The organism is Sphingobium sp. EM0848, from assembly GCF_013375555.1.
GTDB lineage: Bacteria > Pseudomonadota > Alphaproteobacteria > Sphingomonadales > Sphingomonadaceae > Sphingobium.
Genome location: NZ_JABXWB010000005.1, coordinates 1,740,079 through 1,757,501, shown reverse-complemented (window position 1 = coordinate 1,757,501; position 17,423 = coordinate 1,740,079). Strand labels below are relative to the sequence as shown.

The window sequence follows — 17,423 nt, the reverse complement described above, 5'->3', positions numbered from 1 at the left end:
CCGCTCCAGTCATGCAATTATCGCTTGACCATATCAGCGTCACGGACACCACCCCGTCGCGGCTAGCGGATATCGCTGCCGCGACGGGCTGTACCGGCATATGTCCGTTTCTTCATTCGATGGCGGTGCTGCCCGCTATGCCCGACTATGATCTCGTCACGGACGCTGCCGAACGTCGCGCGACCAAGGCGGCTCTGGCGGCGGGCGGATTGACGGTTGATCTCGTCTATCCCTTCACCATGGCGAGCCGCACCGTCGTTGCGGATTTCGAGCCCGCGCTGGAGGTTGCCGCCGAACTCGGCGCGCCATTCGCCAACGTCCTTTGCTATGATCGCGACCCGGCGCGCCGGGGCGAGAAACTGGCCGAACTGGCCGATCTCGCTGCCCGCTACCAAATTGCCCTCGCGATAGAATTTTACCCGCCCTCGCAGATCCGTACCCTTGGCGATGCGCTTGCTGCCATTGAAGCGCTGGGCCGTGAGGATGCAGGCGTCACTCTCGACCTGCTGCATATCATGCGCGGAGGGGAAGCGGCCAGCACCATGCTCCATCTTGCCGATCCCCGCATCCGTTTCGCTCAACTTAGCGATGGTCCCCTGGAAATGGCGCCAGGCCGGATCGAATGGGAAGCGGGCCTGCAACGCCAGTTGCCTGGGGAGGGGAGTTTCGACATTCCTGCCTTCTTATCGGCTCTTCGCCCCGGCTTGCCGGTTAGTGTGGAGGCGCCGCAGGAAGCGGCGATGGCAGCGGGTGTCTCGCCATTGGAACGGGCCTGCCGCGCCGTGGCGGCAACTCGCGCTGTGATGACTAAGGAAAATGGGAGAGTTTAAGCCAATGCGTGACCTGATCGATCCATCGTTGCTGCCGGGCCTGGATTTCATGCCGGCGCTGGAGCTGACCGACGAGAGCCTGCCTGCGATCCGGGCGGGCATGGAACAGATGACGGAAATGGTGCCGGAGCCCGAAAATAGCGGTGTTGTATGGCGTGAGGAACGTCTCGTCGCGCCGGGCGGGCATGAGGTAGGGGTCCGGGTCTATACCCCCACTGGCGCGGCTGGTCTGCTGCCCGCGATCCTGCATATCCATGGCGGTGGCTATGTGTTGGGATCGGTGCGGACCAATCATCTGTCGAACATCGAACTCGCAGCCTCTGTGACGGCGGTCATCGTTTCGGTCGACTATCGCCTCGCTCCCGAAACTCCCGCGCCGGGTTCAGTCGAGGATTGCTATGCGGCCTTGTGCTGGCTGCATGAAATGGCGGCGCAGCTTGGCGTTGATCCTGCCCGCATCGCCGTGCGCGGCGAAAGCGCGGGCGGTGGTCTTGCCGCTGCGCTCACGCTCCTTGCCCGTGACCAGGGCGGCCCGGCCATCGCGCACCAGAACCTCATTTATCCGATGCTGGACGACCGGACGTGCATCACGCGCCTGCCCGAGCATCTGGGTGCCTTTGTCTGGACGCCGCAGGCCAATGCCTTTGGCTGGCGCTCGCTGCTGGGGAAGGAGCCTGGCTCGGCAGATGTGTCGCCTTATGCCGCCCCCGCCCGGGCGGATGATCTGGCCGGTTTGCCGCCTGCCTTCATCGCTGTTGGCGCGCTCGATCTGTTTCTGGTGGAGGATATGGATTACACCCGCCGCTTGATCGAAGCGGGTGTCGCGACGGAAATGCATATCTATCCCGGCGCCTATCACGGCTTCGATGTCCTGCCCGATGCCGCTCCGGTCCGGCAGATGAAGCGCGATGCCGTGGGCGCCCTGCGCAAGGTGCTGCATCCCGGCGAGAAAGCCTGATCGATCGCATTTCAGTATAGAGGCTTTGGAGCGGGCCCCTCCCGCTCCATTGTCGTTCCGGGAAATAGAGCGATTTCCAAGCAATCGAAATCGATTACCGGTTAAGAAATCACGGTAAAACAATAAACTAGAGCGGCCGATCTGATCCAATCAGATCGAAAACCGCTCTAGCCGATGTCCTGGCGCTGAGATCTGTTGCGGTCATTCGCCTGGGGTAGATGCCAGCCGCGGCGAATGGCCATCATGCGAAGGGTGAAGCATGCCAGACCGCCCCCGCATGCGGTGATGACCACCGGAAAATGCAGCAGATGGCCGATCACGACGATTGCCGCGCCCACCAGCGCAGCCACGGCATATAGATCTGAACGCAGCACGCCAGGAATCTCTGCAAGAAAAACATCGCGGGCCACGCCGCCGCCGATGCCGGTCAGCATCCCCAGCAATGCGGCCATGACCGGGCTGAGTCCAAAAGCCAGCGCCTTTTCCGTTCCGGCGACGGCAAACAGGGCCAACCCCATCGCATCCAGCATCCGCACCGGATTGCGCAGCTTTTCGATCAGCGACGACCAGAAGAAGCAAATCAGGCCAGCCGCAAGCGACACCGCCAGATAGCGCCAATCCTGCAGGGCGGCCGGCGGCACCGCGCCGATCACCACGTCGCGGGTGATGCCCCCGAAGGTGGAGGCGGCGAAGGACAGCACCAGAATGCCGAAGATGTCGAGCTGCCGCCTGACCCCCGCCATCGCCCCACTCAGCGCAAAGGCGAAGGTTCCGGCGAGATCGAGAATGAGGACGAGCGTGCGCAGCAGTTCATCGGTTGCCTGCCCCGCCATCATGAGCGTTTACCCCTTTCGAAGCCTTTCATGAAACGGCGTTCCACGCCATCGCTGCCGTCGCCATGGCCTCCACCCCGGTCTTCAGCGTCGGATGCAGGACCGGCGCGAAATGCGGACTGTGATTGACGGGCAATTCATTCAACCGCCCCTCCGCCGTGGCCTTGGCATGCAGTTCGGGATCGGTTCCGCCAACGAACCAGAACACCGAGGGGACGTTCCATTCGGTTCCGTAGCATCCGAAATCCTCACTGGCGCAGGCCGGGCCGCTATGATGGACCCGCTCGCCCGAGAAATGGGTGCGGAACGCGGCGGCGACGCGGTCGCTTGCATCCTTGTCATTGACGTTGAGCGGATAACGGTCGAGCGGTGTGATTTCCGGCGGGCGAGTCGCACCCGATGCTGCAGCCTCTGCATTGACGATCCGTTCGATCGCGGAGAGCACGCGTTGACGCACGCCTTCATCGAAAGTTCGCACGTTCAGCTTGATGAGGGCTTCGTCGGGAATGATGTTCTCCTTCGTTCCTGCCTGTAATACACCAACGGAAACCACAGCGGCTTCGGTCGCCGCCACTTCACGCGCGACGATGGTTTGCAGGCGCAGCACGGTCGAGGCTGCCATGACAACCGGATCGATGCTGGCTTGCGGCATCGATCCGTGCGCCCCGCGTCCAAACAGACGAATCTGCAAGCTGTCCGCCGCCGATGTGATCGGCCCTGCCGTGCCGGAAACCGTACCGGCGGCGCCGACCATGACATGCTGGCCCAACACGACATCCGGTTTGGGGAAGCGCGCGAGCAAGCCGTCGTCGATCATGGCCCGCGCGCCCTGCGCCGTTTCCTCGCCCGGCTGGAACAGGACGATCAGGGTGCCCCGCCAGACGTCGCGGTTGCGGGCGAACAGGCTGCTCGTGCCCATCAACCAGGCCACATGCATGTCATGACCGCAGGCATGCGCGACCGGGACCAGCTTTCCGGAGGCTTCGGTCGCCGTGACCTTGCTGGCGTAATCCAGTCCCGTATCCTCGGCCACCGGCAAGGCGTCCATGTCCGCACGCAACAGAATGGTCGGCCCCTCGCCATTGCGCAGCAGGCCGACGACGCCTGTTTTCCCGACCCCCGCCGTCACCTCATAGCCATTTTCTATCAGATGCCTTTCGGCAATGCTGGCGGTGCGGACCTCCTCCATCGATAACTCGGGGTGGGCATGAATGTCCTTATACGTCTCCTCCAGCATCGGCAGCAGATCGGAAAGACCGGCAAGAAGGCGACCCAAAGGATCGGTCGGTGCATCGCTCATGTCAGTCCCTTCCAATCATCAGGCGCGATTGGGCAGTACGGAGAGAAGCCGTGCGATAAAGTCCTGAAATTCTTCCATATAGTGGCGCAGGAAATCCTCGGTCGAGGCGACCGTGATTTCGCCATTGTCGCTGATCAGGCCGGGTGTGTAGTGGATATAGGCCTCTGGCGCGTTCATCTGCGGCGAATTGCAGAAGCTGAGCACGCTGCGCAAGCTTTGCTGGGCGACGGCGGTACCGATGGCACCGGGCGATGTGCCGATCACGGCGGACGGCTTATGGGTGAGGCTGTTGGTGCCATAGGGACGGCTGGCCCAGTCTATGGCGTTTTTGAGGCCACCGGGAATCGATCGATTATATTCGGGCGTGACGAACAGCAGCGCGTCGACCGCCTTGATCGAATCCTTGAAGGCCCGCGCGACCGGCGGAAAATCGGCATCATAATCATAGCTGTAGAGCGGCAATTCCGAAAAGGAGATCTCAACGAAGCTGAGATTTTCGGGGGCAAGCCGGATGAGCGCATGGGCGAGCTTGCGATTGATCGATTCGCGTGCGAGGCTTCCGATCAGATAGCCAACCTTGTACTGTTTCATGAGGTAAACCTCCAGGATAAGCGGCGGCGCGTGCCCTTCGTTGGAATTTCGTCACCGCGTCCCTTGTAAACCCAAGCCGCCCGCCTTGCATCCTCTGTTTCGGCGGGGGCCGATGCCTGCCGAGCTGTCAAAGCGTCGACACGATCTAACGGTCCGTGCCGACACTCGCTTCTACTTCGATCTCGGAGGCGGCCTGCAAGAGCATGGACAGTAACGCGTCGCCCGTAATGCGCCTCTTCCCCGTGCCGGCTTGTGAAACGGATATTGCCGCCACGACCTGCTGCATCGAATTGCGAATAGGGACGGCCATGCAGAGCAGGTCATCGGCGATTTCGCCATCATCGATGGCAAATCCCTGCGCTTTTACCTTGAATAGCTCGGTGGCCAGAGCTGCGGGTTCGGTAATCGTTCTATCCGTCAGGGGAACAAAGGGGCCACCAGCCAGATAATCCTCCCTATCCTTATCCGTAAGATAGGCAAGCAAAACCTTACCCATGCCCGAGCAATAGGCCTCCAATTGCATACCGACCTTGGTGAACAGTGCATTGGCGCCTTGTCCGGTCTTGATACGATAGGTGACCATTTCATTTTCAAGCGTGCCCAATTGAACGGTACTGTGCACCCGTGTCGCCAGACGGTGCAGGATTGGCGCCGCGACATTGGCGATCAACTGCTTTTCGTCGAGCCGCTGCACAAGTTTCATCAGACGCGACCCGGCAACATGGCGCCCCTTGCCCAGCGGGCGCAGATAATCTTCCGCCACCAGCGTCGCAATCTGACGATGCGCTGTCGCCACGGGGATGCCGAGCCTGCGCGCCATCTCCGCGACATTGCTGACCCCGCCATCGTCCACCACGGTTTCCAGCATGGCGAGAGTGCGTTTGAATGAACTGAGTTGCGGCGTACCTTCTCTCATATTGTGAGAAGATAGCAGGTCGCCTGTCTGGTGCCAAGCGGCAACCTTTCCTAAAAACAGGCGAAGGAAAAGAGGAGTGGAATCGATGCAATCCCCCAATCATGAAGACCTCGCCCGCCGATTGCGGGATGCCTATGTCGGCGGCGCGGTGCCGCCGATGCGCGACGGGCTTGAGCCGGACGACGCCGACAGCGCCTATGCGATCCAGACGATCAACACGCGGTTTTGGGAGGCGCAGGGGCGTCGCATCGTCGGGCGCAAGGCGGGGTTAACGGCCAAGGCGGTCCAACAGCAACTGGGCGTGGACCAGCCGGACTTCGGCGTGTTGTTCGACGACATGCACATTGCCGATGGCGGCACGCTCGACCCCGGACGCGCCTTGCAGCCCAAGGCCGAAGCGGAAATCGCCTTCATTCTTGGCGCGGATCTGCCCGATCCCGACACTACCCCCGCCATGGTTGCGAAGGCGATCGCCAGCGTGCACGCGTCCATCGAAATCGTCGACAGCCGCATCGCGGACTGGAAGATCACCTTCGTCGACACGGTCGCGGACAATGGCTCCTCGGCCTTCTTCGTCCTCGCGCGGGAGGGAAAGCCACTCGAAGGGCTGGACCTTTATAGCTGCGGCATGGTGATGGAAATAAACGGCTCACCCGCATCCATGGGGGCGGGGGCCGCCGTGCTGGGCAATCCGCTGAACGCTGCTGCATGGCTGGCCCAGACGCTCGCGCGGCGTGGCGAACCGCTTAAGGCAGGCGATATTCTGCTGGCCGGCGCGCTGGGACCGATGGTGGCGCTCCACCCCGGCGATCATGTCCGGGCCGTCATCAGCGGCATCGGCGAAACCAGTTTCACTTACGGAAAGGCTTGAAAACCATGGCCAAGACAAAGGCGGCGATCATCGGTTCGGGCAATATCGGCACCGACCTGATGATCAAGATCATGCGCCTGTCGGACACGCTGGAAATGGGCGCGTTCGTCGGCATCGACCCGGAATCCGATGGCCTGAAGCGCGCCGCGCGGCTGGGGGTTCCGATCACGGCGGACGGAATTGACGGCCTCGTCGCCATGCCGGAATTTGCCGACATCAAGATCGTGTTCGACGCGACCTCGGCCGGGGCGCACAAGCGGCACAATGAGGTGCTTCAGGCCCATGGCAAGAAGGTGATCGACCTCACCCCCGCTGCCATCGGTCCCTATACCATCCCCCCGGTCAATGGCCTTGCCAATCTGGATGCTGCCAATGTCAACATGGTGACCTGCGGCGGGCAGGCGACCATTCCGATCGTCCATGCCGTCAACCGCGTGGCCAAGGTCCATTATGGCGAGATCGTCGCGTCCATCTCGTCCAAGAGCGCGGGGCCGGGCACCCGCGCCAATATTGACGAGTTCACCGAAACGACCAGTCAGGCGATCGTCGATGTCGGTGGCGCGACGCGGGGCAAGGCGATCATCATCCTCAACCCCGCCGAGCCGCCCCTCATCATGCGCGACACGGTCTATTGCCTCGCGGAAGATGGCGATCAGGACGCCATCCGCCAGAGCGTCGCGGACATGGTGGCTGAGGTCCAGACCTATGTCCCCGGCTATCGTCTGAAGCAGGAAGTACAGTTCGAACATATCGGCTCCAACAAGCCGCTGCACATTCCCGAAATGGGCGGCGACTTCACTGGCCTCAAGGTCACGGTCTTCCTCGAAGTGGAAGGCGCGGCCCATTATCTGCCTGCCTATGCGGGCAATCTCGACATCATGACCTCGGCCGCGCTGCGCACCGCCGAGCGTATCGCGGAAAGGATGGCAGCATGACCTTCGATCCCAAGGAGACCAAACTCTATATTCAGGACGTCACCCTGCGCGACGGCATGCACGCCATCCGTCATCAATATGGCCTCGACCATGTGAAGGCGATCGCGAAGGCGCTCGACCGGGCCAAGGTCGACGCGATCGAGGTCGCGCATGGCGACGGCCTGCAAGGGTCGAGCTTCAACTATGGTTTCGGCGCGCATACCGATTGGGACTGGATCGCCGCGGTGGCGGAGGTGCTGGAACATAGTGTCCTTACCACCCTGCTGCTGCCGGGGATCGGGACCGTGCATGACCTGAAGCGCGCCTATGACCTCGGCGTCCGGTCGGTGCGCATCGCTACCCATTGCACCGAAGCCGATGTGTCGAAACAGCATATCGAGGCGGCGCGCAATCTGGGCATGGATGTCTCGGGCTTCCTGATGATGAGCCATATGACCGACCCGGAATCGCTCGCCGGACAGGCCAAGCTGATGGAAGATTATGGCGCGCACTGCGTCTATGTTACCGACAGCGGCGGTGCGATGAACATGAAGGATTATGCGGCGCGGCTACAGGCCTATGACCGCGTGCTGAAGCCAGAGACGCAGCGCGGTGTCCATGCCCATCACAATCTGTCGTTGGGCGTAGCCAACTCGATGATCGCGGTGGAAAATGGCGCGCTGCGCGTGGATGCCAGCGTTGCGGGTATGGGCGCGGGCGCGGGCAATGCGCCGCTGGAGGTGTTCATCGCCGCCGCCGACCGCTGCGGCTGGAAACATGGCTGCGATCTTTATGCGCTGATGGATGCGGCAGAGGATCTCGTCCGTCCTTTGCAGGACCGCCCGGTTCGTGTCGACCGCGAGACGCTGACGCTGGGCTATGCGGGGGTCTATTCCTCCTTCCTGCGCCATGCGGAAAAGGCTTCGGCCGATTATGGCGTCGATACCCGCTCCATCCTCACCGAAGTCGGACGCCGCAAGATGGTCGGCGGGCAGGAGGATATGATCGTCGATATCGCGCTGGATATACGCCGCTAACAAAAGGATGGGCATGGCAATCTGGATTACCATGCCCACTTCGTGATCTCCGGGGTTTCGAGAGTAGCAATCCATCCAGAGACCCCTGATGCTGCGGCCATTCTGCCGGGCGCTCGTCCAGCATTGCCCCGGATGGTGAGGCCCTGATCGCGACACGCCCCGTTTATGGCGGCAGGATCGGCCTTGAACTGCGCCTGACGCGCGGTGTCGCGATCGGGACTATAGCGGTTTTCGATCTGATTGGATCAGATCAACTGCTCTAGTTTATTGTTTTGCCGCGATTTCTTAACCAGAAATCGATTTCGATTGCTTGGAAATCGCTCTATGAACGAGCCGATCAGCGGTGCGGAGACCTTGATCGCCGCACCCATCAGACCGGACGTGCAACGGGTGCCGCTCGCGGCGCGCAAGGCCGCGCTGAAAGACGCGCGCATCGTTATCAGCGGGGGCAGGGGACTCGATAGCAATGGTTTTGCCATGCTGGACGAAATCGCGGACAAGGTCGACGGCGCATTGGGCGCGAGCCTGCCAGCGGTCGATCCGGGGTTGGCGCCGGTTTCCCGCCAGATCGGGCAATCCGGCCATTTCGTGACGCCGAAAATATATCTGGCTGCTGGCCCATGCAGGCGATCTGCTCCCCGAATTGCTCAGGTCGATTGAGAATGTGACCGCATAAGCCGATGAGCGCGGCTTGAGTGCGGCTCTGGTTTTGCATAGATATGGCTATTCGGCTGATTAAGTTGTGCGGATTTGCCTATGCTGAATTCCGATGAACTGCGTCTGTTCCTGGCGGTGATGCGGGAAGGGAACATGCTGGCCGCCGCGCGGCGGGTGGGGGTGGACCATAGCACGGTCGCGCGCCGCATCGGGCATATGGAAGCGACTTTGGGCGCGCGCCTGTTCGACCGTTCGCCGCGCGGGGTGACGCCGACGCCCGCAGCCTTTGCCCTGGTGCCCCACGCCGAGAGGGTAGAGAGCGAATTGCTGGCGGCGATGAACAGCCTCGCCGGGCGTGACCGGGAAGTGGAAGGGACGGTCCGGCTGGCGACGCCGGAAGCCTTTGCCGCCTATCTGGTGGCTCCCCATATTGCGGACTTCCGCGCCCGCCATCCCCGGTTGACTCTGGAACTGGCATCGGAAAGCAGGGCCAGCAGCCTGTCGAAGCGTGAGGCCGACATGGCCGTGATGCTGAAGCCTCCGCCCAAGGGCCGACTGGTGACGCGAAAGCTGGTCGACTATCGGCTGGGCCTCTATGCGTCCCGCGATTATCTGGAGCGGCACGGTGAACCTGCCGCGCGGGCAGACCTCAACCGCCATGCCTTCGTGTCCTATATTGAGGAACTGGCGGGCTTTCCGGAGATGATCGCGCTGGACCAGATCCTGCCCGGCGCGCCCATTGCCTTCCGGTCCAGTTCCAGCGCGGCGCAGCATGCGGCGGTGGCGGCGGGATGCGGCATTGGCGTGCTGCATATCTTCTCGGCGGATCGGGATGAGCGGCTGGTTCGCCTGCTTCCCGGACAGGTCGAGGTGTGGCGCAGCTATTGGCTGGTGGTCCACGCCGATCTCCAGCGATTGCCGCGTGTCCGTGCGACCGGGGAGTTTCTGGACGAAGTTGTGCGGGCCATGCGGGATCGGTTCTGAAGCGCTTGGAAAACGGTCATACCGCCTGGCTGAAGCGTCGTTCTGCGATTTGCAGATGGGCATCGAAACAGGCGGCGATGCTGCGGGCATAGGGCAGGGCATCCCGTGTCAATATGATGCGACCTTCGCTTAGCCGGATGAGGCCGAGTTGCTCGAAGCGGCTGAGGTCGGGCATGGGATGGGCCGTACCGACATGTGCTTCTCCCCGGCAGAGCAGCGCGTCGATGATGCGTCCGCGGCGGCGGTCCTCGGGCGTACGGATCGTGCCGCGGGTGGCGGACAATTGCCCGGCGTCGACCCGTTCGCGCCATGGACCGGCCTGTTTCTCATTCTGGACGATAAGATCGGGGAACTGGCTGATCGCGCTGGCGCCGAGGCCCAACAATATGTCCGCCGGATCATCGGTAAAGCCCTGAAAATTGCGACGCAGCCGGCCCTCACGGGTCGCGCGGGCCAGGCCGTCATGGGGCAGGGCGAAATGGTCGAAGCCGATGGAGTCATAGCCCGCGCCGGTCAGCATGGCGTGCCCGTCCGCCGCCATGGCAAAACGGGTGGCGAGGTCGGGCAGGTCGCTGGCGTCAATGCGGCGCTGGCGGGGCAACAGTCGGGGCATATGGGCATAGCCGAACAGCGCGATGCGCGCGGGCCGCATGGCGATGCTGGCGTCCAGCGTGGCGGCAAGGTCCTCGGGCGTCTGGCTCGGCAGGCCGTACATCAGGTCGAACCCCGTCGCGATCCCGGCGGCGGCGAACCGGTCGACGGCGCGCTCCACCATGTCGCGCGGCTGAATGCGGCCAATCCGTGCCTGAACATGCGGGGTGAAGGTCTGGACGCCCAGATTTACGCGGTCGACACCCATGGCGGCCATGGTCGCAATCCATTGCGCATCAATGCGGCGGGGATCGAGTTCGACCGACAATTCGGCATGATGCGCATCGAAACAGAGCAGCAATTGCTGGAGCAACCGGACGAAATCCACCAGCGGCAGGGAATTGGGGCTGCCGCCGCCGAAGGCGATGCGCGCGACCCGGCCCCGGCCATTCAGGCGCCGGGCGACCGTGGCGATTTCCCGTTCCAGCGACTCGACATAGGCGGTGAGGCGCTGCACCCGGTTCGCTGCACCCGTGTTGCAACCGCAATACCAGCAGATGTCGTGGCAATAGGGAATGTGGACATAGAGCGAGAGCGCGCTGCCCTTTTCGACCTTGTCCAGCCGGGCGGCAAGCTCCATCGCGCCGATATTGCCGCCAAACTGCGCGGCGGTGGGATAGCTGGTGTAACGCGGCACGGGCCGGTCGAGCAGATCGGGGTAATATGTCCACATGTGAGGATTGATCGCATGCGGGGCGGCGCCCGGCATTGAGCGGGGTCAAATTACCGATCGCGCGGGAAAATTCTCCTCCCACCCGAAAATCACCACCCTATAGGGAATATTACGGATAGGTCGCATCCTGCCGCCCCGGCATGGATTGCCCATGAACATGCGATTTGATCTGGCGCAAAAGGCACGGCAGGACCCGGATTTCGTCATGGCGCTGGCGCCCTCGGCCAAAGCTTGCAGTGGCCATTATTGCGATCAGTGCGAAGTGCGCGATCAGGCGATCTGCGCGGACCTTGACGAACAGGAGCGCACGGCGCTGAACCGGATCGGGCGGCGGGTATCGCTGCAGGCCGGGCAGACCGTGATGTGGGAGGGCGATAACAGCACGCTCGTCGCCAATGTGATCGAAGGGACGTTGAAGCTTTCCACCTCCACCGGCGACGGGCGGGAACAGATTGTCGGCGTGGTTTATGCGTCGGATTTCATCGGACGGCCCTTTGGCGCCCGGACGCCGCATAGCGTCACGGCGCTGACCGACGCGCGTCTGTGCCTCTATCCAAGGGGGGCGTTTGACGGCTTCGCCCGGGAGCATCCGAAGCTGGGGCATTGCCTGCTCAAGCGGACGCTGGACGATCTCGACCGGACGCGGGCATGGATGCTGCTGCTGGGGCGGAAAAATGCGCGGGAAAAGGTGGCGACACTGCTGATCGACATGCAAAGGCGGCTGCGAACGGACAGGGTCGGGGTGATCGAGCTTCCCCTGTCGCGGCAACAGATCGCCGATGTTCTGGGGCTGACCATCGAGACTGTGTCCCGCCAGATCAGCGAGTTGAAGCGGCTGGGCGTGATCGCGCTGGCCGGGCGGCGGGGCGTGCGGATTTGCGATGCCGCGCGGTTGGAAAGCATGGCGGAAGGGGAGTGAGCCAGAGCTCAGGCCGGTTCCAGCCTTTTGTGGATGATGGCACTCGCCGTCCTGGGATTGACCTCGGCAAAATGATCGAACACCGCTTCGAAATGCGCCATGCCCTGACTGAGCGAGCGCAGCTCCGCTTCCAGCCCATGCAATTCCGCGCCGGGCAGCAGCATCTCGATCATATCCCAGCGTGACCAGCCTTCGCGAGGCGCAATCCCCAGCAACTGGCCCCTTTTGCTCGCCAGATAGGATGTGATGCGGGACGTGGCGGTGCCGGGCGCAGCGATGGAAACCTGCGTAAAGGGTTCCAGCAAATAGGGGGCGGCCCCGGCGAGCGCTTCGGACATGGCAAGCCGCCCGGCCAGCCGGAACGCCAGTTCCGAACTGTCGACGCTGTGGAAACTGCCATCGATCAGCGTGACAGCCACATCCACGACGGGAAAGCCCAGCGGTCCCTTCATCATTGCATCACGGACGCCGAGTTCGACGGCGGGGATCCATTGTTTGGGGATGGCTCCACCTGTGATGCGCTCCGCGAACTGGAAACCCTGATCGCGTTCCAGCGGACGAACCTCCAGCACGGCATCGCCGAATTGGCCATGACCGCCCGATTGTTTCTTGTGCCGACCGCGTTGGGTGACGGGTTTCCTGATGGTCTCCCTGTACGCTACCGGGGGCAGATGGGTCGATATGTCGACGTTATACCGCCGCTTCAGCCGTTCAAGCGCGACGGCTAGATGCTCGTCGGTCACTCCGCGGATCAGCATTTCCTGGCTCAACGCATCCGGCGACCAGTCGAGCCCCGCATCCTCCTCCACCAGTCGGCCGATGGCCGAGGACAGCAGGACTTCATCCTTGTGATCCTTGACCGACAGGGCCAGCGCGCAGTTGGCCGTGATCTTTTCCGCAGAAGCGGGCACCATCGGCTGCTTGCCCGTCATGCTCAGGCAATCGCCTGCCCGCACATTATCCAGCTTGGCGATCCCGACGACGTCCCCCCGCTCGACTGACCGCAATTTGGTGGCGGAGGCGCCCTGCAACGCGAACAGCGCGCCCGCCCGCAGGGAACGGCCTTCGCCATCCACCCAGTCGGCGGAATCCGATGCCGGCCCGCCGAACAGCCGCGTCAGGGCGAGCCGCCCGACCGAACTGCCATTCATGATCTTGAAGATCGGCGCCGTTCCTTCGTCCAGGCCCAGCCGCCGGGCAGTCTCCTCCATCGCTGGCGTGTCGTGGCGCAGCATCTTGAGCAAGCGGCGCGCACCAAAACCGTTGAGCGCCGAACCGAACAGGACGGGCACCGCCTGTCCTGCCGCCATTTCCCGGGTCAGATCGCCGAAAATCAGATCGAGGTCGGGGACCGCGTCGCTCAGCAACTGCTCCAGCAATATGTCGTCATGATCCGCAAGCTGTTCCAGCATATGGAAACGCGCTGCCGCTTCCACCGCCTGAATATTGGCCGGCATGGGAATGCGTTCGGACGGCTTGCCGGGCCGGTAATGAAAGGCGCGCTCCAGCGCCAGATCGACGAAACCGTCAATATGCTCGCCCGACCGGATAGGAATTTGCCGGGCCACGAGGGCCGCGTTGGCCAGAGGCTGCAAGGCTTCCAGCAATTCCTCGATCGTACCGCGCGCCTGATCGATCTTGTTGACGAACAGGGCATGGGGCATTCCCAGCGCTTCGAGATGCCGCAAGACAGGTTCGACCTGGGGCGCCCGCGTCGGATCGGGGTCGACCACGACCAGCGCCAGATCGGCCATCCCCAGCGCCATCTTGCCATCCGCGGAAAAGCCGGGCGAGCCGGGAATGTCGAGCAGGACGTAATTTTCGTCCATCCAGCCGAACCGCATCAAATTGAGTTCGGTGGAACCGCCCCGCGCCCGCGCCTCCGGACTGGCATCGCCTGTACTGTTGCCCTGCTTGACCGCACCGAGGCGGGGGATGGCCCCCGCCGCGAAGAGCATGGCTTCCGCCAGACTTGTCTTGCCCGTGCCAGCCGGCCCGATGAGTGCGATGACCTTCGAGCTGTTGCCGATTGCCTTCATGTCCCCTCTCCATATCTCGTGCGTCAAAATCACGCGGGAGGTCGTGTGCCGGAGTCGCGAAGATCGGCCCAAGCGGACTGCAAAGCAAGGGGCAGAAAGACGGAAAGGTCGATACGCGTCCCGTATCGTTAAAGGCCGGGGCCTGAAATCAATTCAGCCCCAGCAACTGACGCGTGGTTTCGTTGAGTGCGGGCTTCTCCCGACCGGCCAGAAAGGCGATGCGGCCATCGACCGATTGGGCGGTCACCGGCGGATCGTTATCGACCCAGAACTCCCCGGCCGCGATCTTCGCGATGAAGCGGCGGCATGCCTCATCCGTCTCCATGCCATGGGCCGCCATCATCTGCGCCATGACCGCGCGATGCCGGGCCGCGCCGTCCGGTTCGCCCTTGCCCGCCTCCGCGTCAAAGATGCTCGACTTGACCATCGCCGGAACGACCGAACTGACATGGATCGGCGCGCCCGCCACCTGCATCTCCAGATAGAGACATTCGCTGAACGCCTGGATGGCATGCTTGCTCATGATATAGGCGGTCTGCGTTGGCATCTGCCCGAAGGCGCCGATGGAGGCGAGATTGGCGATCCACGCCTCCTGCCCCGCGCGCAGCATGTGCGGCACGAAGGCGCGCACGCCATGGACAATGCCGTGGATATTGACGTTCAGCGTCGTTTCCCACCGTTCGACCGGGATCTCCCAGGTGAAGCCCAGCGTCTCGATTCCTGCATTGTTGATCAGCAGCCGCACCGCGCCGTGCCGGTCGACTATGTCCTGTGCCAGCGCATCCAGTGCCTCCGGCCGGGAGACATCGACCCGGATCGCCTCGGCCTTGCCGCCTGCCGCTACGATGCCAGCGGCGACTGCATCGGCGCGTGCCTGATCGATGTCCGTTACAATCACCGTCATGCCGATTTCGCCGCAGCGCCGCGCCAGCCCCATGCCGATCCCCGCGCCCGCGCCGGTGATAACGGCGACGCCGCCGGAAAAGACCCGTTCTTCTTCAGTCATGACAGCCCCTCATAGTTCGACGACCGACAGGATGTGACTGTCCTTGCCGGGAAAGACGTAATCGAGTTCGAGCACCAGGGAATCGCCCAGCGGGCCGCTGCTCAGCAGATCCGTTTCGACAAAGACCTGCACCCCGTTTCGGCCATAGGCATGGCGGGTGACGCTGCCGAAAACAGCAGAGGCGTCCAGCCGTGCGTCAACGGCGGCATCACCAGGCTGCGGTCGATTGATGACGATCCTGAGCCGGTCTTTGAATGCCGGATCGCTTTTCTCCAGCGCCATCAGCGCCAGGGTGACGCGTTCCAGTTCCTCCAGCGAATCCAGCAGCATGCCGACGTGGAACATATATTCCGGGTCGCTGTCCAATGCGGCTCGCAGATCCGCTATGGCGGGATGCGCGTGGGGCGTCCCATGGCCCAGAGCCTCCCGCGCCGCCGCGATCAACGCTGCCTGCGTGGACGGCAAGCAGGAAAGATAGACGATGCCGTCGCCCCGCTGCCGATGCCTCTCATCGACCACGAAGCGGTAGAAGTTGCCGTCCGGAAGCGGCAGCATCTGGGTTTCGACGAAGCCGATCGCACCCAGCAACTGGGCGGCCAACGGTCCTGCCTCCCTGTCGGGATAGTGCAGGGCGACATGCCCCATGGTCCGCATCTCAGATCGCCTGAAGCGAGGCTGGGGCGCCCGGCAGATAATGGTGATAATAGCCTGCCGTCCAGCCGCCATCCACGGCCAGTTCGGCCCCGCTGATATAGCTTGCCTCGTCGGAACAGAGGAACAGGCTGGCCGCCGCGATTTCCTGTGGCTCGCCGATACGCTGCAAGGGTACGCGCTCATAGCCGGAGTTGCGGGCGTCGCCCTGCGCTCCAAGCGGATTGCTCATCACCGTATCGACGCCGCCGGGATGCACGCTGTTGACGCGCACGCCATGCGGTCCGAATTCCAGTGCGGCCGATTTGGTGAAGCCCCGCACTGCCCATTTGGAAGCGCTGTAAAGCGAGAGGGCGTTGACCCCGCGCAGGCCGTCGATGGAGGAGATGTTGACGACGGCGCCCCGTCCGGCGGCCTTCATCGCACCGCCGACATGTTTGAGACCCAGCATCGGTCCCTTCACATTGACCGCCAGCACCCTGTCGATATCCGCTGACTGCAATGCCTCTATCGGACCGAAGGCGATGACGCCCGCATTATTGACCAGCGCGTCGATCCGGCCGTGTCGGGTCATTACGCCGTCCACAAGCGCGGCCCAATCGCCTTCCTCCGCCACGTTCAGCCGGATGAACTCCGCCGCCGACCCGATTTCCTTCGCCAGCGCGCGGCCATCCTCCTCCAATATGTCGGCGATCACCACATGTGCCCCATGCTGGGCAAACAGGCGGCTGGTCGCTTCCCCCATGCCGCGTGCGCCGCCCGTGATGACGGCAACCTTACCTGCCAGCCGCAAATCGCTCATACACCCGCTCCTGCCTGTTTGATTTTTCTATTGTGCCGCGTTGATTGATTAAATGCAATGTCATGATGATAATGATCTACGCATTATATCGCAATAATGAGATGAAAATGATATTTTGCAGATGAATAACCTGCTGTTGCGTCCGGCTCGGACGGCGCCCAACTCTGCTCGCAATGTACTACGAAAAATTCACTTTCCGAAGCTGCCATGACTTTGCAAAAGAAGCTCGCATGAGCTTGGGCGAAAAAGATGGCGTGGAAGCGCTTTACGGTCTGCACCAGGCCGAATTGCGGCGTCTGCTGCTCGCGCGTACGGGCGACCCGGCGGAGGCGGAGGATCTGCTCCAGGAATTGTGGCTGCGCGTGCGTCAGCGGCCATCGGGTCCGGTGGCCAATGGCCGGGCCTATCTGTTCCGCATGGCGCAGAATATGGTGGTGGACCGCCTGCGCGAACGGCAGCGGCGCATGGCGCGCGATCGCCGCTGGGCCGATCATGCGACCGATTTCGCCCAGCCCGGTATCGAGCCGATCGACCAGCACGATAATGCCGAACAGCGGATGATCGCGCGGGAGGAGGTTGCGACCCTGACATCCGCCATCGCCAACCTGCCCGATGGCGCGCGTCGCGCTTTTGAACTGCACAAGCTGGAGGGATTGAGCCATGCCGAGGTTGCCACGCGGCTCGGCATCAGCAAGAGCGGCGTTGAAAAACATATGGCGGTCGCCATGAAATATTTGCGCCGTGCCTTGTTGGACTGGGGTAAAGGATGAAGGCTGCCGTCTTGTGAGCTG

18 protein-coding genes are annotated in these 17,423 nt (G+C 62.8%); 9 read left to right on the top strand and 9 right to left on the bottom strand.

Annotated elements, in window-relative coordinates; all coding sequences use genetic code 11:
* The first annotated feature begins 11 nt into the window (after nucleotides 1-11).
* Nucleotides 12-830 (top strand): sugar phosphate isomerase/epimerase, encoded by an 819-nt coding sequence (locus HUK73_RS26040; RefSeq protein WP_176594614.1) that lies wholly within the window; start codon nucleotides 12-14, stop codon nucleotides 828-830.
* 4 nt (nucleotides 831-834) lie between these two features.
* The gene (locus HUK73_RS26035; RefSeq protein WP_176594613.1) at nucleotides 835-1,788 is read left to right on the top strand and encodes an alpha/beta hydrolase; all 954 of its coding nucleotides are present in this window, start codon (nucleotides 835-837) and stop codon (nucleotides 1,786-1,788) included.
* A 167-nt stretch (nucleotides 1,789-1,955) separates the two neighbouring features.
* On the opposite strand, the gene HUK73_RS26030 is transcribed toward HUK73_RS26035, so the two are convergent.
* The 4 genes from HUK73_RS26030 to HUK73_RS26015 form a co-directional block, all read right to left on the bottom strand.
* Nucleotides 1,956-2,624 carry a trimeric intracellular cation channel family protein gene (locus tag HUK73_RS26030; RefSeq protein WP_176594612.1) on the bottom strand — a complete coding sequence of 223 codons (669 nt, stop codon included), beginning with the start codon at nucleotides 2,622-2,624 and terminating at the stop codon, nucleotides 1,956-1,958.
* 25 nt (nucleotides 2,625-2,649) lie between these two features.
* Nucleotides 2,650-3,921 carry a M20 family metallopeptidase gene (locus HUK73_RS26025; RefSeq protein ID WP_176594611.1) on the bottom strand — a complete coding sequence of 424 codons (1,272 nt, stop codon included), beginning with the start codon at nucleotides 3,919-3,921 and terminating at the stop codon, nucleotides 2,650-2,652.
* 18 nt (nucleotides 3,922-3,939) lie between these two features.
* A complete protein-coding gene (locus HUK73_RS26020) occupies nucleotides 3,940-4,512 on the bottom strand; it encodes an NADPH-dependent FMN reductase (protein WP_176594610.1) in 573 nt (190 codons plus the stop codon).
* Between the two features lie 145 nt (nucleotides 4,513-4,657).
* Nucleotides 4,658-5,380, bottom strand: a complete 723-nt coding sequence (locus HUK73_RS26015; RefSeq protein ID WP_255326556.1) for an IclR family transcriptional regulator — start codon at nucleotides 5,378-5,380, stop codon at nucleotides 4,658-4,660.
* A 133-nt stretch (nucleotides 5,381-5,513) separates the two neighbouring features.
* Between HUK73_RS26015 and HUK73_RS26010 the strand changes: the two genes are divergently transcribed.
* The 5 genes from HUK73_RS26010 (at nucleotide 5,514) to HUK73_RS25990 (ending at nucleotide 9,891) form a co-directional block, all read left to right on the top strand.
* A complete protein-coding gene (locus HUK73_RS26010) occupies nucleotides 5,514-6,299 on the top strand; it encodes a 2-keto-4-pentenoate hydratase (protein WP_176594609.1) in 786 nt (261 codons plus the stop codon).
* Nucleotides 6,300-6,304: 5 nt separating this feature from the next.
* Complete coding sequence (locus HUK73_RS26005; RefSeq protein WP_176594608.1) at nucleotides 6,305-7,234, top strand: acetaldehyde dehydrogenase (acetylating); 930 nt, start codon at nucleotides 6,305-6,307, stop codon at nucleotides 7,232-7,234.
* Nucleotides 7,231-8,250, top strand: a complete 1,020-nt coding sequence (gene dmpG, locus HUK73_RS26000) for a 4-hydroxy-2-oxovalerate aldolase (protein ID WP_176594607.1) — start codon at nucleotides 7,231-7,233, stop codon at nucleotides 8,248-8,250. The genes HUK73_RS26005 and dmpG overlap by 4 nt, the downstream gene beginning before the upstream one ends.
* A 240-nt stretch (nucleotides 8,251-8,490) precedes the next feature.
* The gene (locus tag HUK73_RS25995) at nucleotides 8,491-8,910 is read left to right on the top strand and encodes an FAD-binding protein (RefSeq protein ID WP_176594606.1); all 420 of its coding nucleotides are present in this window, start codon (nucleotides 8,491-8,493) and stop codon (nucleotides 8,908-8,910) included.
* Nucleotides 8,911-9,006: 96 nt separating this feature from the next.
* A complete protein-coding gene (locus HUK73_RS25990) occupies nucleotides 9,007-9,891 on the top strand; it encodes a LysR family transcriptional regulator (protein WP_176594605.1) in 885 nt (294 codons plus the stop codon).
* Between the two features lie 16 nt (nucleotides 9,892-9,907).
* Here the strand turns inward: HUK73_RS25990 and hemN are convergent, their stop codons facing one another.
* Nucleotides 9,908-11,215 carry an oxygen-independent coproporphyrinogen III oxidase gene (gene hemN, locus HUK73_RS25985; RefSeq protein WP_176594604.1) on the bottom strand — a complete coding sequence of 436 codons (1,308 nt, stop codon included), beginning with the start codon at nucleotides 11,213-11,215 and terminating at the stop codon, nucleotides 9,908-9,910.
* A 151-nt stretch (nucleotides 11,216-11,366) separates the two neighbouring features.
* Between hemN and HUK73_RS25980 the strand changes: the two genes are divergently transcribed.
* A complete protein-coding gene (locus HUK73_RS25980; RefSeq protein ID WP_176594603.1) occupies nucleotides 11,367-12,134 on the top strand; it encodes a Crp/Fnr family transcriptional regulator in 768 nt (255 codons plus the stop codon).
* 8 nt (nucleotides 12,135-12,142) lie between these two features.
* Here HUK73_RS25980 and HUK73_RS25975 read toward each other — a convergent pair whose 3' ends face one another.
* The 4 genes from HUK73_RS25975 to HUK73_RS25960 form a co-directional block, all read right to left on the bottom strand.
* A complete protein-coding gene (locus tag HUK73_RS25975) occupies nucleotides 12,143-14,173 on the bottom strand; it encodes an elongation factor G (protein WP_176594602.1) in 2,031 nt (676 codons plus the stop codon).
* 148 nt (nucleotides 14,174-14,321) lie between these two features.
* Entirely contained in the window at nucleotides 14,322-15,179 is an 858-nt protein-coding gene (locus HUK73_RS25970; RefSeq protein WP_176594601.1) for an SDR family NAD(P)-dependent oxidoreductase, read from the bottom strand.
* Nucleotides 15,180-15,188: 9 nt separating this feature from the next.
* Nucleotides 15,189-15,833, bottom strand: a complete 645-nt coding sequence (locus HUK73_RS25965) for a hypothetical protein (protein WP_176594600.1) — start codon at nucleotides 15,831-15,833, stop codon at nucleotides 15,189-15,191.
* A 1-nt stretch (nucleotide 15,834) separates the two neighbouring features.
* Entirely contained in the window at nucleotides 15,835-16,632 is a 798-nt protein-coding gene (locus tag HUK73_RS25960; RefSeq protein WP_176594599.1) for an SDR family NAD(P)-dependent oxidoreductase, read from the bottom strand.
* A 230-nt stretch (nucleotides 16,633-16,862) separates the two neighbouring features.
* Between HUK73_RS25960 and HUK73_RS25955 the strand changes: the two genes are divergently transcribed.
* Nucleotides 16,863-17,402, top strand: coding sequence for an RNA polymerase sigma factor (locus HUK73_RS25955; protein WP_176594598.1), 540 nt, complete (start codon nucleotides 16,863-16,865; stop codon nucleotides 17,400-17,402).
* Nucleotides 17,403-17,423 lie beyond the last annotated feature (21 nt).

Bases quoted from the DNA above. Each gene is read 5' to 3' on its own strand.
- HUK73_RS26040 (WP_176594614.1), top strand. From the start codon at position 12: ATGCAATTATCGCTTGACCATATCAGCGTCACGGACACCACCCCGTCG.
- HUK73_RS26035 (WP_176594613.1), top strand. From the start codon at position 835: ATGCGTGACCTGATCGATCCATCGTTGCTGCCGGGCCTGGATTTCATG.
- HUK73_RS26030 (WP_176594612.1), bottom strand. From the start codon at position 2,624: ATGATGGCGGGGCAGGCAACCGATGAACTGCTGCGCACGCTCGTCCTC.
- HUK73_RS26025 (WP_176594611.1), bottom strand. From the start codon at position 3,921: ATGAGCGATGCACCGACCGATCCTTTGGGTCGCCTTCTTGCCGGTCTT.
- HUK73_RS26020 (WP_176594610.1), bottom strand. From the start codon at position 4,512: ATGAAACAGTACAAGGTTGGCTATCTGATCGGAAGCCTCGCACGCGAA.
- HUK73_RS26015 (WP_255326556.1), bottom strand. From the start codon at position 5,380: ATGCTGGAAACCGTGGTGGACGATGGCGGGGTCAGCAATGTCGCGGAG.
- HUK73_RS26010 (WP_176594609.1), top strand. From the start codon at position 5,514: ATGCAATCCCCCAATCATGAAGACCTCGCCCGCCGATTGCGGGATGCC.
- HUK73_RS26005 (WP_176594608.1), top strand. From the start codon at position 6,305: ATGGCCAAGACAAAGGCGGCGATCATCGGTTCGGGCAATATCGGCACC.
- dmpG (WP_176594607.1), top strand. From the start codon at position 7,231: ATGACCTTCGATCCCAAGGAGACCAAACTCTATATTCAGGACGTCACC.
- HUK73_RS25990 (WP_176594605.1), top strand. From the start codon at position 9,007: ATGCTGAATTCCGATGAACTGCGTCTGTTCCTGGCGGTGATGCGGGAA.
- hemN (WP_176594604.1), bottom strand. From the start codon at position 11,215: ATGTGGACATATTACCCCGATCTGCTCGACCGGCCCGTGCCGCGTTAC.
- HUK73_RS25980 (WP_176594603.1), top strand. From the start codon at position 11,367: ATGAACATGCGATTTGATCTGGCGCAAAAGGCACGGCAGGACCCGGAT.
- HUK73_RS25975 (WP_176594602.1), bottom strand. From the start codon at position 14,173: ATGAAGGCAATCGGCAACAGCTCGAAGGTCATCGCACTCATCGGGCCG.
- HUK73_RS25970 (WP_176594601.1), bottom strand. From the start codon at position 15,179: ATGACTGAAGAAGAACGGGTCTTTTCCGGCGGCGTCGCCGTTATCACC.
- HUK73_RS25965 (WP_176594600.1), bottom strand. From the start codon at position 15,833: ATGCGGACCATGGGGCATGTCGCCCTGCACTATCCCGACAGGGAGGCA.
- HUK73_RS25960 (WP_176594599.1), bottom strand. From the start codon at position 16,632: ATGAGCGATTTGCGGCTGGCAGGTAAGGTTGCCGTCATCACGGGCGGC.
- HUK73_RS25955 (WP_176594598.1), top strand. From the start codon at position 16,863: ATGAGCTTGGGCGAAAAAGATGGCGTGGAAGCGCTTTACGGTCTGCAC.